Source organism: Xanthomonas axonopodis pv. maculifoliigardeniae (genome assembly GCF_041519315.1).
Lineage (GTDB): Bacteria > Pseudomonadota > Gammaproteobacteria > Xanthomonadales > Xanthomonadaceae > Xanthomonas > Xanthomonas euvesicatoria.
In genome coordinates this window covers 1,275,445-1,289,704 of sequence record NZ_CP167998.1, presented here as the reverse complement: position 1 = coordinate 1,289,704, position 14,260 = coordinate 1,275,445, and the positions used below count along the sequence as shown (strand labels likewise).

Below are 14,260 nucleotides of genomic sequence, written 5' to 3'. Positions count from 1 at the left end.
GCACCTAAAAAGCGTCAATGGAAATCGCGCGAGGGCAGCTGCATGTCGCCGAGCAGGTTGCTGAGGTCGTACAGGTCGCCGGCGATGAGATGCTCTACGCCGTCCACGCGTTCCCAGCGACCGCGCACGGCGAGCAGGCGCGATTCCAGTAGCGCACGGCGGCGACGCAGCGCAAGGTGCGACCAGACGATGACGTTGATCATGCCCTGCTCGTCTTCCAGGGTGACGAAGATGGTGCCCTTGGCGGTGGCCGGGCGCTGGCGCTGGGTAACCAGGCCGGCCACATGCACGCCGCTGCCATGGCGGCGGCCCTGCAATTCGCGCAGGCCCAGGATGCGCCGCTGGCGCATCTGCGGGCGCAGCAGCGCCATCGGGTGCTGGCGCAGACTCAGGCCGACCGAGCGGTAATCGGCAAGGATTTCTTCGCCGGCGCGCGGCGCCTCGAACGCCACCGGGCGCTCCTCCGGGCTGCCCGGCAACAGGGGGCGGCGCGCCTCCACGCCGGCCATTGCCCAGCGCGCGGCGTTGCGGTTGCCCACCATGCCGTGCAGAGCGCCGGCTTCTGCCAATGCCAGGCGTGCTTTTTCGTCGAGTGCGGCGCGCAGGCACAGATCGCCGATATCGGCGAACGCCCGCTGCGTGCGTGCGGCAACGATGCGCTGCGCCACCACTTGCGACAGTCCGGCGACCTGCCGCATGCCCAGCCGGATCGCCGGTTGTTCGCCGGGATCGGCAGCGCTGCGCCACGGCCGGCCGCCGACCAGGGTGTTGTCCCAGTCGCTGTGCAATACATCCACCGGCAGCACCTCCACACGCTCGCGCTCGGGGCTGCCGCGGCGCGCATCCTGCACGATCTGGCTGGCCGAATAGAAACCCATCGGCTGCGCGTTGAGCAGCCCGCAGGCGAAGGCGGCCGGCTCGTGGCGTTTGAGCCAGCAGCTGGCGTAGACGAGCTTGGCAAACGAGGCGGCATGGCTCTGCGGAAAACCGTAGGAACCGAAACCCTTGATCTGTTCGAAAATCTGGTCGATGAAGCTGGAGGCGTAGCCTTTGCCTTCCATCAATGCGCGAATGCGCACGCGATGCGATTCCATGTCGCCACCGCGGCGCCAGGCCGCCATCGAACGGCGTAGCTTGTCGGCCTCGTCAGGGTCGTAGCCGGCGTGGATCACCAACTCCATGACCTGCTCCTGGAACAGCGGAATCCCCAATGTCGGCCCGAGAATTTGCTCTACGCCTTCGGAGGGATAGTTGATCAGGCTCTTGTCCTTGCGACGTTGCAGGTACGGATGCACCATGTCGCCCTGGATCGGGCCAGGGCGCACGATCGCCACTTCGATGACCAGGTCGTAGAACTCTGCCGGTTTGAGCCTTGGCAGCATGGCCATCTGCGCACGCGACTCGATCTGGAACACGCCGACCGTATCGGCGCGCTGGATCATCTTGTAGGTCGCCGCATCCTCATCCGGCAAGGTCGCCAACGTGTAGTCGCGATGACGGTGGCCACGCACCAGGTCCAGCGTCTTGCGAATGCAGGTCAGCATGCCCAGGGCCAGGCAATCGACCTTGAGCAGCTTCATGGTTTCCAGATCGTCCTTGTCCCACTGGATGATGGTGCGGTCGGCCATCGCGGCATTTTCCACCGGTACCAGCAACGACAACGGCTCGTCGGAGATGACGAATCCGCCCACGTGCTGCGACAGATGCCGTGGGTGATCGCGCAGGTGGTCTGTCACGAGCAGGATCTTGTTGATCAGCGGGTTGGCCAGATCGAAGCCGGCTTCTTCGATGCGCTGTTCCATCGGTGTTTCGCCATTGCCCCAGCCATAGCAATTGGCCAGCAAGGCAATCTGGTCCGGTGGCAGACCGAAGGCCTTGGCCACGTCGCGCACCGCGCTCTTGCCGCGATAGCAGATCACCGTCGCCGCCAGCGCTGCGCGTTCGCGCCCGTATTTGGCGTAGACGTATTGCAACACCTCCTCGCGGCGTTCGTGCTCGAAATCCACGTCGATGTCCGGCGGCTCGTTACGCGCCTTGGACAAGAAGCGCGAGATCAACAATCGCGTCTTGCTCGGATCAACCGAGGTGATGCTCAGTGCATAGCAGACTGCCGAATTTGCTGAAGATCCACGCCCCTGGCACAGGATGTCTTTGGAACGCGCAAACCGCACCACATCCTGTACCGTGAGAAAGAAAGCCTCGTATTCCAGTTCGGCGATCAACGCCAATTCGTTCTCGATGTCGTCGCGTATTTTCTTCGGCACCCCATCCGGCCAGCGCTCCCGCATCCCGGCTTCAGTGAGCTGACGCAGATAACTGGCAGGCGTATGCCCCTGCGGCACCAATTCTCTGGGATAGGTGTATTGGAGCTTGGAAATGTCGAAGGTGCAGCGTTGCGCCAGCTCCACCGTGGCCTGCAACAACCCATCCGGGTAGATATTGCCCAACGCGCGCCGGGTGCGCAGATGGCGCTCGCCATTGCGGAACAGGTGTGCGCCGCATTCGGCCAGCGGCAGCGTGTGGCGGATGGCGGTCAAGGTGTCTTGCACGATGCGCTCGCGACGCTGCGCCATATGTACATCGCCGCTGGCCAACGCGGTCATGCCCAACTGCTGCGCCAGCGCTTGCAGGACCTGCAGGCGTGCGACATCGTCCTGTTCGCGATGCAATTCCACTGCCAGAAACGCCCGCTCGCCGAAGACTTGTTGCAACCAGGCACCCTGCTCTGCCTGCGGCTGCGCGCCGGGTAGCCACAGTGCAAACACGCCCGGCGCCACATCGCGAAACTGCGCTTGCACCTCGGCCCGCCCCAAGCGATAAGCGCCCTTGCTGGCCGCGCGCCGCGCGGTGGTGATCAACCCGCACAGCTGCGGGTAACCGTGCGCGTTTTCCACCAGCAGCACGAAGCGGGTGCCATCGACCAGGGCGAATTCGCTACCGACGATCAACCGCACCCCGGTGGCGCGCGACGCTTCCAGGCCACGCACGATGCCGGCCAGCGAGCATTCGTCGGTGATGGCCAAGGCGCTGTAGCCGCAGTGTTGTGCGCGCACGAACAGCTGTTCGGCGCTGGAGGCGCCACGCAGGAACGAGAAGTCCGACAGGCAGTGCAGCTCGGCATAGGCGGGCAAGCCATCGGCAACGTGCGCATGGCTGATGTCGTCGTTGGCCGCGCGCAACCGTGCGGCCACATTCCAGGCGCGCGGCATGCGCCCGCCGGGCGTGTCGCGGTCTACGCCATCGATGGCGTCATCCCAGCTCATGGACGGCTGCCTTCAACAGCGCGCTGCGCCAGACGGTTTTTGCAATGCGCAGCAGATCGCGCCGTTGCAGATGCTGCTGCTCTTGCCTGCAGCCCTGGCATCGGCCACGCGCGCCCCAGCCGCAACCACCAGACAGCCGGTACCTGCTCCGATACCGCGCGAACATACGCGCGCTCACGCGAACCATCCATGCAGCATCCAGCCGTCCACCCGACCGGGCGCGGCGAAGGCCCAACCACGCCGGCCGCGCGCAGTCTCCACCACGTAGTAATCGCGACGGGCTTCATCGTCGTCCCACCAACCGCTTTCCAGCCGTTCCGGGCCGGACACGATGCGCAGGTGCGGGTCGTGCAGCGGCACCGGCTGCGGCAGCAACCAGGTGGGGCGCGGCGGACGCGGCGGCGCAGCGGCTTCGCGCACCGCATCGCCGATGGCGCGACGCCACGCGCGCTCCGGGCGCGGGTCGTCGGCCGGCAACACGCGATAGACCGCGTCATCGCCAAGCCGTGCACGCAGGCGCTCGCGCAGTTGCGGCCACTCCACCGATTGCTGCGCGCGCTGATCGAACAGGTCGCGCATGGCCGGTACGAACGGTGGCAGCTGCCGTGCCAGCAAGCGCATCGCCACCACCGGCCGCGGAATCTCCACCCGCTCCAGCCGGTTGCGGGCCAGCTCGAACAGCAAGGTGGGCGCGCGTTCCGGCGTGAGCAGACCGATCTCCACATCGGTCGCGCCTTCTTCATGCTCCAGGCGCAATAAAAACCGCTGCACGCCGCCATCGCGAATGGACAGATACGTGCACAGGTCGCCGATCAGCCGGCGCAACGGAAACAGCAGCGCTAGATGCGTTTCCACCTCATAGCCCAGCTCCACGCGGTGGTCGAAGTGGTCTGGCGGCGCGTAGCACTCCAGTGGGTCGTCGACCTGCCCGTAGAGGCGATCCAGATGATCGAGCAGGCCCGCACCAAACCGCCGGCGCAACCCGTCACGCGGCAGGCCGCGCACCGCCGCGAGCGTGCGCACGCCCATGTGCTGCAGGCGCTCGCCGGCATCGTCAGGCAATGCAGCGCGGCGTACAGGCACCTTGTCGAGCGTGCTGTGCAGGGCCGGCAATTGCGTCACCACCATGCCGTCGCGCAGCCCAGCCAGCACGCGCGCGGCGCGCGGCGTGGGCGCCAGCGCAAGTCGGTGCTGGAAGCCCAAGGCCTGCAGCTCATCGCGCAGGCGACGCTCGAAGCGCGGCCAGGGGCCGAACAGGCGAAAGCTGGCACCGGCTTCCAGCACGATGGCGCGCGACCACTGCTGGCTGACCAGCGAACTATGCCGATACGCCCAGGCCGCAAGAAACCGCTGCGTGCGCGCTTCGTTTTGCGCGTCGTAATCGATGGTGCGTACCTGCGTCATCAAGGCATGCGCCGCCGATAGCCGCATGCCGGCCTTCAACCCAGCTGCGCCAGCGGCAGCATTGACCGAATGCAGGCTGCGCAGCTGCGCCGGGCCTTCCACCAGCGCCAGTGGCGCCTGCGGTTCTTCCAGACGCCGAAGGACGGCGTCCAGCGCCAGCTGCGGCAGCAATATGCAGGCCCACAACATGCGCGCGCCTCAATGCGCCAGCCGCAACGGCTGCGACGGCACCTGCCCGCCCCGGCATTTGCGCACCTGCCAGGCATCGCGCTCGGGCAGGAATTCCAGCCGCAAGGCCGCCGGCGATGCATTCACCGCATGACGGCGGTCGCGCAGTGCGAACGCGCAGCAATTGCCGCTATCGGCCGCCACCTGCAACCGGCGCAGCGCACGCGCATCGCCGGTCTGCGGCCAGCCCAGTACCGCAGCGCATGCGCCGCTGCGCAGGCATTGTTCGAACGCCCATAACGCTTCGCGCGGCTCGGCCTGCACCACTTCCAGATGCTCCAGCACCACCCCGCCCGCCTGCCAGGCCGGCGCGTAGGGAATGAACGGCGGTGCCACCAATACCACCCGGCTGCTGCTGGCGGTCATGCGTGCCAGCGTGGGCAGCAACAAGGCGATCTCGCCGATGCCATGCGCAGGCAACAACAATTCGGTCAAGGCACGCCGCGGCCAGCCGCCATCGGGAAGCAATGCATCCAATGCCACATGCCCGGTGGATTCACCGCCATTGGCGGTGGCCGTGCCCTGGCCTGCACGCCAGACCGTGCGCGCGGCCAGCAGGGCGTCCAACGGCAGTGCCACGGCCGCATTGCCGTCCTGTCTGATGCGCGCCGGCTCCTGGCTCATGTCAGCCCTGCCGGATCAGGCCGCAGTACAGCCCTTCGATCGCGAAGTCGGCATCGGCCGCCACCACGATCGGCGCATGCGCGCGATTGCGCGGCAGCAGGCGGATCCGTTCGGCGCCGCGCTCCAGGCGCTTGATGGTGATTTCGCCATCCACCCGCGCCACCACGATTTGTCCGTCGCGCGCCTCGTTGCTGCGATGCACGCCCACCAGGTCGCCATCCAGAATGCCGTCATCGATCATCGAATCGCCCTGCACCTGCAACAGATAATCCGGGCGCAGCGAAAACAGCGCGCGGTCCAGCCAGAGCTGACGCTCCAGGCCGATATCCGCACCGATCGGCAGACCTGCTGCCACTCGCCCCAGCACCGGCAAGGCCAGCAATGCATCGCGACCGGCGCCTCCCGGTACACGGATGCCACGTTTCTGATTGGGCAGCAGCTCGATCAATCCGGCGTCGGCCAGCGCCTGCACGTGCTTTTGTGCGGCATTGCGCGAGGCAAACCCGAAGGCCTGCGCGATCTCGGCCAGACTGGGCGAGACGCCCGCCAGGGCCTGCTCCTGCAGGAACGCCAGCACGGCGGCACGTTGGGGGGGAAGCGATGGCATCGGGGCGAGGCAGCAGGACGGGACAAGGTGTACATTTGTACACCAACCGATCGCAGCAGGCGAGACTGGCGTGCTGAGCCGCTTCAGCACGCCACTTGCGACTGGCTGACGACAGGGTTATAACCTTCGTAATAACGCGAGATGCCGCCATGAAGCTCAAGATCACCGCCATCGGCAATTCCGCCGGCATCATCCTGCCCAAGGAACTGCTGGCCCGCCTGCGGCTTGGAAAGGGCGACGAACTCTATGCACTGGAAACGCCCGACGGCATCAGGCTGACCGCATTCGACCCGACGTTGGCCGCGCAGATGGATGTGGCCGAGCAGGTGATGCGCGAGGATCGCCAAGTGCTGAACAAGCTAGCCAAGTGAACACGCGCATGCTGGTCTGGATCACGCACGCACTTGCATTGGCGATCCACGAACGTCAATTGAGCGAGCACGGCGGCGCAAGCGGAGTGCGCGACGAGGCACTCTTGGCCTCGGCACTGGCACGCCCGCAGCAACTTTTTTCCTACGGCGATCCTCCACCCGATCTTGTAGAGCTGACGGCCAGCCTGGCCTACGGGCTGGCGCGCAATCATCCGTTCGTAGATGGCAACAAACGGACTGCCCATGTGTGTTATCGGGTTTTTTTGCTACTCAACGGCGCCGAACTCATCGCTTCGCAGGAAGAGAAATACGTTGCCATGATGGGCCTAGCCGATGGCGCGTGGAGCGAAGCGACGTTTGCGCAATGGCTGCGACCTCGCGTGCGTTTGCGCGCGGACACGCATGTACACGAACCGCAGGGCCACTACGGCTGAAAACAGGACTGTGGCACGCGACGCGCTTGTCTGGCATTTGCACGCGCAGTCTTGGATCCACACGCCGCAACCAGTCAGCACTGACGTCGCTGCATGGCACAGATGCTCTTACTCGGCACGCTTGCGCGTTGCCGCGGCTTTCTTTGCGGCGGCCTTGCGTACTGCCGGGCCCTTGGTCTTGGCCGCCTTCTTTGCTGCCGTCGAACGGTCGCTGGCAGTGCGCTTTTTTGCGGCACCCGTGGTCTGTTTGGACAACGCCTTTTTGCCTACCGTCTTCTTGGCGGTAGTGCCCTTGCTGGCGGTCTTGAGGGCTTTCTTGGCACCGGCCGAGCGCGTAGGCGACACCGGCTTTTTGGAGGTTGCCGCTGCCTTGTCCTGCGCGGCTTTTTTCTTGGTGGCCCTGGACGCGGAACTGCGCGGGGCAACGTCCACGCCATCGCGGCGCGCCTTGGACAAGCCGATCGCAATGGCCTGCTTGGTACTTTTCACACCATGCGCGCCGTCGCGCACCTGGTCGATTTCTTCTTTGACATATTCGCCGGCCTGGGTGCTGGCCGATTTTCCTTCGCGCTTGTCCTTGGCAGCAGCGCGGCGTGTCTTGGCCTGTGGCATGGCACTTCCCCTGTTGTGGATGGCAACTCGATGTAACAAGCGCCGCGTCAATGCGCAGTGGGCGCGGTGCTCACCTGGCGTTGAAGCCTGCCTGCCGCTTTTTCCAGGTCATGCACCCGCGCCGTGACCGATCCACTCAACGACATGCGAAACCGCCAGCGATCACGCCCCCTCACCGGCTGGCAAGGGTTCGCCTTGGGCATCGTAGGCAGGCGGGTGATAGAAATTGACCGTCTTCAACGGTGTGCTCCCGGTATTGCGGATCTCATGGGTTTCACCGCGCTCGATGGCGATCAGGCTACCGGCCTGCAGTGCATGCGTCTGCCCCTCGATCACCGCCTCGCCGGTGCCGTCCACCACGTACAGCCATTGATCGGCACCACGGTGGCGATTGTCTGGCCCGCCCTCGCCCTGGCCCGGTGCAATCGCCATTTCGGCAGCTTGCACCTGGCGCACCGAAAACAGCACCTTGAACGCGTCGGTCAATGTCAGTTGTGCAATCTGCATAAGGCACTCCTCAGGGTTGAGGCGATGCTGAGGCGACGCACGTCAACGTGCTGGCAACATGCTCAGCCGTTGCGGCAATACCAGGCCCAAATATGTTCGGGCACATGTGCCTGCACGGGAAGATCCAATGCGCGGTAACCATCGAGTACATCGCGCAGCGCACGTTGTGCTGGCGTGGGGCCGACCAGGCCATCCAGTTCGTCCGCACTCAACTGCACCGCGGCCCAGTCGTAGAGGCGATCGATACGCTGGGCCATCGCCGCCTGCAGCCAGTCGCGCAACACGAACACGCGATACCCGCCCTGCTGCAGTTGCGCGACTGCACCTTGCAATGCCTCGCCCACGCCCCGAAACCATTCGGTATGCCCACCGGCCACTGCGCGGATCGCCATCGGTGCCGGTGCGTTGTGCGCAAGCAGCGGGCGCCGCAGTTGCAGTTCGAGATCGCGCGCATCGCGCTCGCGCTCGGTTTCCACCAGCAGCCCGTGCTCCAGATCGAAAAAATCGAACCAGCGCGGATGCAGGCTACCGATGCGCCCCAGCGGATCGCGCGAGAAACCGATCTTGCAATGGTCTTCCCACTGGCATGGGAACACATAGGTGAAGCAACGTCCGTCGATGGCCACTGGCGTGCTGCCAGGCGCGCGCACGCTCATCGGCGACCTGCATGCGCTTGGGTCGGCTGCACCTCGCGCGCATCCTCCGGCGCCGGTTCCCACCCGAATACGCTACGCCCGCCATAGCGATGCGAATCGCGACGTTCCTGCGCGATGTAGTCGTCCACCGTCGGCCCTTGCGCGCTGGCTTCGAGCCGACGCGCCTGCGCGTCAAGCCGCGCAATCGCCTGCAAGCGTTCGTCGTTGCCCAGTCTGGCCTGCTGCATCGCTTGCTTGAGTACGCCGATGGTGTGATCGAGCACGCGTGTGGGCACCGGGAACGGTTGCCGGTCCTTGCCGCCATGCGCAAGCGAAAAGCGTGCCGGGTCGCTGAAACGGCATGGCGTGCCGTGCATCACCTCGGCCACCATCGCCAGCGAGCGCAAGGTGCGCGCACCCACGCCGGGCACTTGCAGCAGCGCGGTGAAATCGCGCGGCCCCGCTTCGGCAGCGGCGGCCAAGCTGGCGTGCAGCCGTCGTGTGATCACGTTTTCGCTGCGCACGTCATGATGGTCGGGCATGCACAGGTGCGGTTGCTGTGCCGGGTCCCAGGCGTGCACGGCGAACAGATCGCCGGTGAGCGGACCTTGCGCCGCAGGCGCCTCCACACCCGCAATCCGTTGCCACTGCTGTGCCAGCCGGTCCGGCGCGGTGCTGCGCAGCAGTGCCACCTGCGCATCGCGCGAGGCAGCGGCGCGGTGGTCGGCGAGATTGACGATGTTGCCTTGATGCGCGCCATCGATGGCAGCATGCGGCGCATCCACAAAACTGCTCAGGCCTTCGGAGAGCCAGTGATATCGGCGTGCCTGCTTGCGCTGCCCATGCATGCCTTGCTGCACCACCACCCAGCGGCCATCGTCGCTGACGATAAAGCCGTGCAGATACAGATCGAAACCGTCCTGCACGGCGGCGCTGTCCACCTTGGCGACCAGGCGGCTGGCCTGTGCCAATGCGGCGCCGTCCAACCCGACCGCATCGCCCACGGCCAGCAACTCCGAAGGCGTGGCACGCGAATGCCGGCCGCGCCCGCCACAGACATGAATGCCCAGTTCGCCGGACAGTGGCGTCAACCCACGCTTGAGCGCGCCGATCACGCTGGTGGTAATGCCGGACGAATGCCAGTCCATGCCCATGACCGCACCGAACGACTGAAACCAGAACGGGTGCGCAAGCCGCCGCAACAATTCATCGCGCCCATAGCTGTGCACGATCGCCTCGCACATCACTGCGCCAAGCCGCGTCATCCGCTCACCCAACCAACGCGGAACGCGGCCTCCATGCAAGGGAAGATCCGCACTACCACCACGCCGGCTCACTGCTGCCACCTCGTCTTCATGCCGCCAGGATAATGGCGGCACGTCGCAACAGCTGGGACACCAGCACCACGACGCATGCGCAAAGCTGACACATTCAGCGCACCGCGTGACACTCCACACAGTGCCCGCCTGCACGCTCGCGCCATGCAGGCACGAGCGTGCAGCGATCACGATGCCGCTCCTGAATGCGTGTACGCCGCGTCGTATCGGTGCCAATCGCAGCCGTGGTCACTTTGCGTTGACCACAGCGCCGTCAAGGTGGTGGTCCTTCTCCTCAGCCATCGCCACGGGGTTCGCATGACTGCCACACCCGCCACTGCCCATGACACGGCGCCGGCCACTGCCACCACCAGTGCGCCGACCTACCCGGTCAACCTGCGCATCAACGGTCAGCCGTATCACTTGCAGCTCGAAGCCTGGGTGAGCCTGCTCGACCTGCTGCGCGACCGCCTCGACCTCACCGGCACCAAGAAAGGTTGCGACCATGGCCAATGCGGCGCTTGCACGGTGCTGGTCGATGGCCGCCGCATCAACAGCTGCCTGACCCTGGCCGTCATGCAGGACGGCGCCGACATCACCACCGTCGAAGGGCTGGCCGATGGCGACACACTGCATCCGCTGCAACGCGCCTTCATCGCCAACGACGCATTTCAGTGCGGTTACTGCACTCCGGGGCAGCTGTGCTCGGCCGTGGGCTTGATCAACGAAGGCAAGGCGCACGACCGCGACCAGGTACGTGAACTGATGAGCGGCAATATCTGCCGTTGCGGTGCCTATCCGCAGATCACCGATGCCGTGATGGAGGTGATGGGCAAGCCCAGCGACAGCAGCGACAGCGCGGCCACTCCGTGGACGCCCGGGACGGTGCCGGCATGATTCCGCTCACCTACACCCGCCCGGACACCGTCGATGCGGCGCTTGGCGCCATTGCAGTGCGCAGCGGCGACACGCAGCCGGTGCCCTCCGAGGCACCGGTACGCTTCATCGCCGGCGGCACCAATCTGACCGATTTGATGAAACTGCAGCTGATGCGCCCCAGCAGTTTGATCGACATCAATCGGCTGCCGCTGGACAGCATCAGCACCCAACCCGACGGCGGCCTGCGCCTGGGTGCGTTGGCGCGCAATGCCGACACCGCGTATCACCCGGAGGTGGAAACGCGTTACCCCTTGCTGAGCGCGGCGATTCTGGCCGGCGCTTCGCCGCAGATTCGCAACATGGCCAGCAATGGCGGCAACCTGCTGCAGCGCACGCGCTGCATGTATTTCTACGACCATGCCACCCCGTGCAACAAACGCGACCCGGGCACCGGCTGCTCGGCCATTGGCGGGCTGACCAAATACAACGCCATTCTCGGCACCAGCGCGCATTGCATCGCCACGCATCCATCGGATATGTGCGTGGCATTGGCCGCGCTGGATGCCGTGGTGCATGTGCAGGGCGCCAAGGGCGAGCGCGACATTCCGCTCGCGCAGTTCCACCGTCTGCCTGGCGATCACCCGGAACTGGATAGCACCTTGGCGCCGGACGAATTGATCGTGCATATCGATCTGCCCGATGCGCAGCGCTTCGTTGCGCATAGTGCCTACCTCAAGATCCGCGAGCGCCTCTCCTATGCGTTCGCGCTGGTGTCGGTGGCAGCGGCCCTGGATCTGGCCGACGACGGCAGCATTCGCGAAGTGCGTGTGGCACTGGGCGGCGTGGCCCACAAACCCTGGCGCAATGCCGATGCAGAGGCAACGCTGGTCGGCCAGCCGGCCACTGCCGACACCTTCGGCCGCCTGGCCGATGCGCTGCTGCAGGGTGCACAACCGCAGGGCGAGAACGCCTTCAAGCTGCCGCTGGCACGCCGCGCCATCGTGCGCGCATTGAGCGTTGCGCGCGAGGGCACCCTCGACAACCGCGGGCGCACCAGTGCGCTGGAGGAATCGCCATGAACGCACGCATCCCTGACCTGTCCGACAGCGCGCTGACCCCGCCGGTTGCCGACAGCGGCACCGGCTATCGCCCCACCGGCACCGGCGTCACGCGCATCGACGGACGCGCAAAGGTCACCGGCCAGGCGCGTTATGCCGCCGAATGGCCGGTGCCGGACCTGGCCTATGGCGTGGTGGTCAACAGCAGCATTGCCAAGGGTGAGATCGTTGCCTTCCATCTGGATGCAGCACGCGCAGTCCCCGGCGTGCTGGAGATCGTCACCCATGAAAACCGCCCGCACATGCGCGGCATGGACCTGTTCTACAAGGACATGACGGCGCCGGCCGGCTCGCCGTTCCGTCCGTTGTACGACAACAAGATCTTGTACAGCGGCCAGCCCATCGCGCTGGTGGTTGCCGAGACCTTCGAAGCAGCGCGCCATGCCGCGCATTTGGTGGAAGTGGAGCTGTTGCAGGACCCGCACGACACCAACCTGATGACCAACCTGGACCGTGCACACGCGCCCAAGCCGCTGAAGGCCGGATTTTCGCCGCCGCCCAAGGACAAGGGCGATCCGCAGAGCGCATTCGACAATGCCGCGTGCCAGGTACAGGCCGACTACTACAGCGGCGTCGAGCACCACAACCCGATGGAATTGTTCGCTTCCACCGTCATCCGCGACGCCGACGGCCATTTCACCATTTACGACAAAACCCAGGGTTCGCAGAACAGCCGCTGGTACGTGTCGCACGTGTTCGGGCTGAGCAAGCGCAAGGTGACCGTGCGCAACCCGTACGTGGGAGGCGCGTTCGGCTCCGGGCTGCGCCCGCAGTATCAGTTGCCGCTGGCGGTGATGGCGTCGATCCTGCTGGATCGCTCGGTGCGCGTGGTGCTGACGCGACAACAGATGTTCACCTTCGGCCACCGCCCGGAAACGCTGCAGCGGCTCAAGCTCGGCGCAGATCGCGACGGCACCTTGCGCTCGGTCTGGCATGAAGCCATCGCCGAAACCTCGCGCATCGAAGACTACGTGGAGGTAGTGGTCAACTGGAGCGGTCAGTTGTACGCCTGCGACAACGTGCACCTGGGCTACAAGCTGGTGAGTCTGGACCAATACAGCCCCATCGACATGCGTGCGCCCGGCGCCGCGCATGGTGTGCATGCGCTGGAAGTGGCGATGGACGAGTTGGCCTATGAGGTCGGCATCGATCCGTTGGCACTGCGCCTGAAGAACTACGCCGAGGTCAATCCGGCCGACGACAAGCCCTACTCCACCAAGGCGCTGCGCCAGTGTTACGAGCAAGGGGCTGAGCGCTTCGGTTGGGCGCAACGCCCCCTGCAGCCGCGCGCGCGCAAGGAAGGCAGCGAGTGGGTGGGCTGGGGCATGGCCACCGGGCAGTGGGATGCGATGCAGATGTTCGCGCGCGCACATGCGGCGCTGCATGCCGACGGCCGTTTAGTGGTCAGCAGCGCAGCCAGCGATATCGGCACCGGCACCTATACGGTGATGGCGATGATCGCTGCCGAAGCGCTGGGCCTGCCCCTGGAGCAGGTGACGTTTCAACTTGGCGACTCCACCTTGCCGGTTGCGCCGATCGAAGGTGGCTCCTCGCACGTCACCACGGTGGGCTCGGCAGTGGATGGCGTGTGCGCAAAGCTGCGCGGGCGTCTATTGCGCCTGGCCCAGGCCCTGCCGGACTCGCGCTTTGCCAAGGCCAAACCTGACGATGTGGTTTTTGCCGACGGCAAGCTGGCATTGCGGGCCGATGCCGGCAGCGCCATCGCCTTGACCGACCTGCTGCGCACTGCAGGGCTGGAGCAGATCGAAGATAAGTTCCTCCTGCTGCCGAACGTGCTCAAGCAACGCAAATACACCCGTGCCACGCACGGCGCGGTGTTTGTGGAGGTCCGGGTGGACGAAGAACTGGGCACGGTGCGGGTCACCCGCGTGGTCAGCGCCGTTGCCGCCGGGCGCATTCTCAATCCGATCACCGCACGCAGCCAGATTGTGGGGGGCGTGGTCTGGGGCATCGGCCAGGCGCTGCACGAGCACACCCAATCGGACCATCGCTTCGGCCGCTTCATGAATCACGACCTGGCGCTGTATCACGTCTCCGCCAACGCCGACATTCACGACATCGACGTGATCTTCGCCGACGAAGACGACCGCGTCGTCAGCAGCCTGGGTGCGAAGGGCGTGGGCGAGATCGGCCTGGTCGGCGTGTCTGCGGCGATCTGCAACGCCATCTTCCACGCCACCGGCAAGCGCATCCGCAGCACGCCGATGACGCCGGACAAGGTGATGGCGGACTGACCTGCAG

General features: G+C 65.6%; 13 protein-coding genes. 5 read left to right on the top strand and 8 right to left on the bottom strand.

The window, feature by feature from the left end; all coding sequences use genetic code 11:
• Window positions 1–14: 14 nt before the first annotated feature.
• The 4 genes from ACDH77_RS05690 to lexA form a co-directional block, all read right to left on the bottom strand.
• Window positions 15–3,263 (bottom strand): error-prone DNA polymerase, encoded by a 3,249-nt coding sequence (locus tag ACDH77_RS05690; protein WP_218489169.1) that lies wholly within the window; start codon window positions 3,261–3,263, stop codon window positions 15–17.
• A 174-nt stretch (window positions 3,264–3,437) separates the two neighbouring features.
• Window positions 3,438–4,856, bottom strand: a complete 1,419-nt coding sequence (locus ACDH77_RS05685) for a DNA polymerase Y family protein (protein ID WP_218489170.1) — start codon at window positions 4,854–4,856, stop codon at window positions 3,438–3,440.
• A 9-nt stretch (window positions 4,857–4,865) separates the two neighbouring features.
• Entirely contained in the window at window positions 4,866–5,519 is a 654-nt protein-coding gene (gene imuA, locus ACDH77_RS05680; protein ID WP_011346702.1) for a translesion DNA synthesis-associated protein ImuA, read from the bottom strand.
• A gap of 1 nt (window position 5,520) precedes the next feature.
• Window positions 5,521–6,126, bottom strand: coding sequence for a transcriptional repressor LexA (gene lexA / locus ACDH77_RS05675; RefSeq protein ID WP_031421534.1), 606 nt, complete (start codon window positions 6,124–6,126; stop codon window positions 5,521–5,523).
• Between the two features lie 149 nt (window positions 6,127–6,275).
• Between lexA and ACDH77_RS05670 the strand changes: the two genes are divergently transcribed.
• Entirely contained in the window at window positions 6,276–6,497 is a 222-nt protein-coding gene (locus ACDH77_RS05670; protein WP_008574105.1) for an AbrB/MazE/SpoVT family DNA-binding domain-containing protein, read from the top strand.
• A gap of 8 nt (window positions 6,498–6,505) precedes the next feature.
• Complete coding sequence (locus ACDH77_RS05665) at window positions 6,506–6,931, top strand: type II toxin-antitoxin system death-on-curing family toxin (RefSeq protein ID WP_029818875.1); 426 nt, start codon at window positions 6,506–6,508, stop codon at window positions 6,929–6,931.
• A 108-nt stretch (window positions 6,932–7,039) separates the two neighbouring features.
• On the opposite strand, the gene ACDH77_RS05660 is transcribed toward ACDH77_RS05665, so the two are convergent.
• The 4 genes from ACDH77_RS05660 to ACDH77_RS05645 all read right to left on the bottom strand — a co-directional run bounded on the left by ACDH77_RS05660 (window position 7,040) and on the right by ACDH77_RS05645 (window position 10,022).
• Window positions 7,040–7,543 carry a DUF6496 domain-containing protein gene (locus ACDH77_RS05660; protein WP_014089599.1) on the bottom strand — a complete coding sequence of 168 codons (504 nt, stop codon included), beginning with the start codon at window positions 7,541–7,543 and terminating at the stop codon, window positions 7,040–7,042.
• 162 nt (window positions 7,544–7,705) lie between these two features.
• Window positions 7,706–8,050, bottom strand: a complete 345-nt coding sequence (locus ACDH77_RS05655; RefSeq protein WP_008574109.1) for a cupin domain-containing protein — start codon at window positions 8,048–8,050, stop codon at window positions 7,706–7,708.
• A 62-nt stretch (window positions 8,051–8,112) separates the two neighbouring features.
• Entirely contained in the window at window positions 8,113–8,706 is a 594-nt protein-coding gene (locus tag ACDH77_RS05650) for a GIY-YIG nuclease family protein (RefSeq protein WP_029818872.1), read from the bottom strand.
• A complete protein-coding gene (locus ACDH77_RS05645; protein WP_218489171.1) occupies window positions 8,703–10,022 on the bottom strand; it encodes a DUF763 domain-containing protein in 1,320 nt (439 codons plus the stop codon). Before ACDH77_RS05645 ends, ACDH77_RS05650 begins: the two co-directional genes overlap by 4 nt.
• A 297-nt stretch (window positions 10,023–10,319) precedes the next feature.
• Here ACDH77_RS05645 and ACDH77_RS05640 point away from each other — a divergent pair, with 297 nt between their 5' ends.
• The 3 genes from ACDH77_RS05640 to ACDH77_RS05630 are packed head-to-tail and all read left to right on the top strand — an operon-like array spanning window position 10,320 to window position 14,253.
• Window positions 10,320–10,898, top strand: a complete 579-nt coding sequence (locus ACDH77_RS05640) for a (2Fe-2S)-binding protein (protein WP_184422228.1) — start codon at window positions 10,320–10,322, stop codon at window positions 10,896–10,898.
• Window positions 10,871–11,959 carry a xanthine dehydrogenase family protein subunit M gene (locus ACDH77_RS05635; protein WP_218489172.1) on the top strand — a complete coding sequence of 363 codons (1,089 nt, stop codon included), beginning with the start codon at window positions 10,871–10,873 and terminating at the stop codon, window positions 11,957–11,959. The genes ACDH77_RS05640 and ACDH77_RS05635 overlap by 28 nt, the downstream gene beginning before the upstream one ends.
• Window positions 11,956–14,253 (top strand): xanthine dehydrogenase family protein molybdopterin-binding subunit, encoded by a 2,298-nt coding sequence (locus ACDH77_RS05630; protein WP_008574116.1) that lies wholly within the window; start codon window positions 11,956–11,958, stop codon window positions 14,251–14,253. The genes ACDH77_RS05635 and ACDH77_RS05630 overlap by 4 nt, the downstream gene beginning before the upstream one ends.
• Window positions 14,254–14,260: the final 7 nt, after the last annotated feature.

Coding starts and splice junctions, on each gene's coding strand:
- ACDH77_RS05655 (WP_008574109.1), bottom strand. CDS start 8,050: ATGCAGATTGCACAACTGACATTGACCGACGCGTTCAAGGTGCTGTTT.
- imuA (WP_011346702.1), bottom strand. CDS start 5,519: ATGAGCCAGGAGCCGGCGCGCATCAGACAGGACGGCAATGCGGCCGTG.
- ACDH77_RS05650 (WP_029818872.1), bottom strand. CDS start 8,706: ATGAGCGTGCGCGCGCCTGGCAGCACGCCAGTGGCCATCGACGGACGT.
- ACDH77_RS05630 (WP_008574116.1), top strand. CDS start 11,956: ATGAACGCACGCATCCCTGACCTGTCCGACAGCGCGCTGACCCCGCCG.
- ACDH77_RS05670 (WP_008574105.1), top strand. CDS start 6,276: ATGAAGCTCAAGATCACCGCCATCGGCAATTCCGCCGGCATCATCCTG.
- ACDH77_RS05690 (WP_218489169.1), bottom strand. CDS start 3,263: ATGAGCTGGGATGACGCCATCGATGGCGTAGACCGCGACACGCCCGGC.
- ACDH77_RS05640 (WP_184422228.1), top strand. CDS start 10,320: ATGACTGCCACACCCGCCACTGCCCATGACACGGCGCCGGCCACTGCC.
- ACDH77_RS05660 (WP_014089599.1), bottom strand. CDS start 7,543: ATGCCACAGGCCAAGACACGCCGCGCTGCTGCCAAGGACAAGCGCGAA.
- lexA (WP_031421534.1), bottom strand. CDS start 6,126: ATGCCATCGCTTCCCCCCCAACGTGCCGCCGTGCTGGCGTTCCTGCAG.
- ACDH77_RS05685 (WP_218489170.1), bottom strand. CDS start 4,856: ATGTTGTGGGCCTGCATATTGCTGCCGCAGCTGGCGCTGGACGCCGTC.
- ACDH77_RS05665 (WP_029818875.1), top strand. CDS start 6,506: ATGCTGGTCTGGATCACGCACGCACTTGCATTGGCGATCCACGAACGT.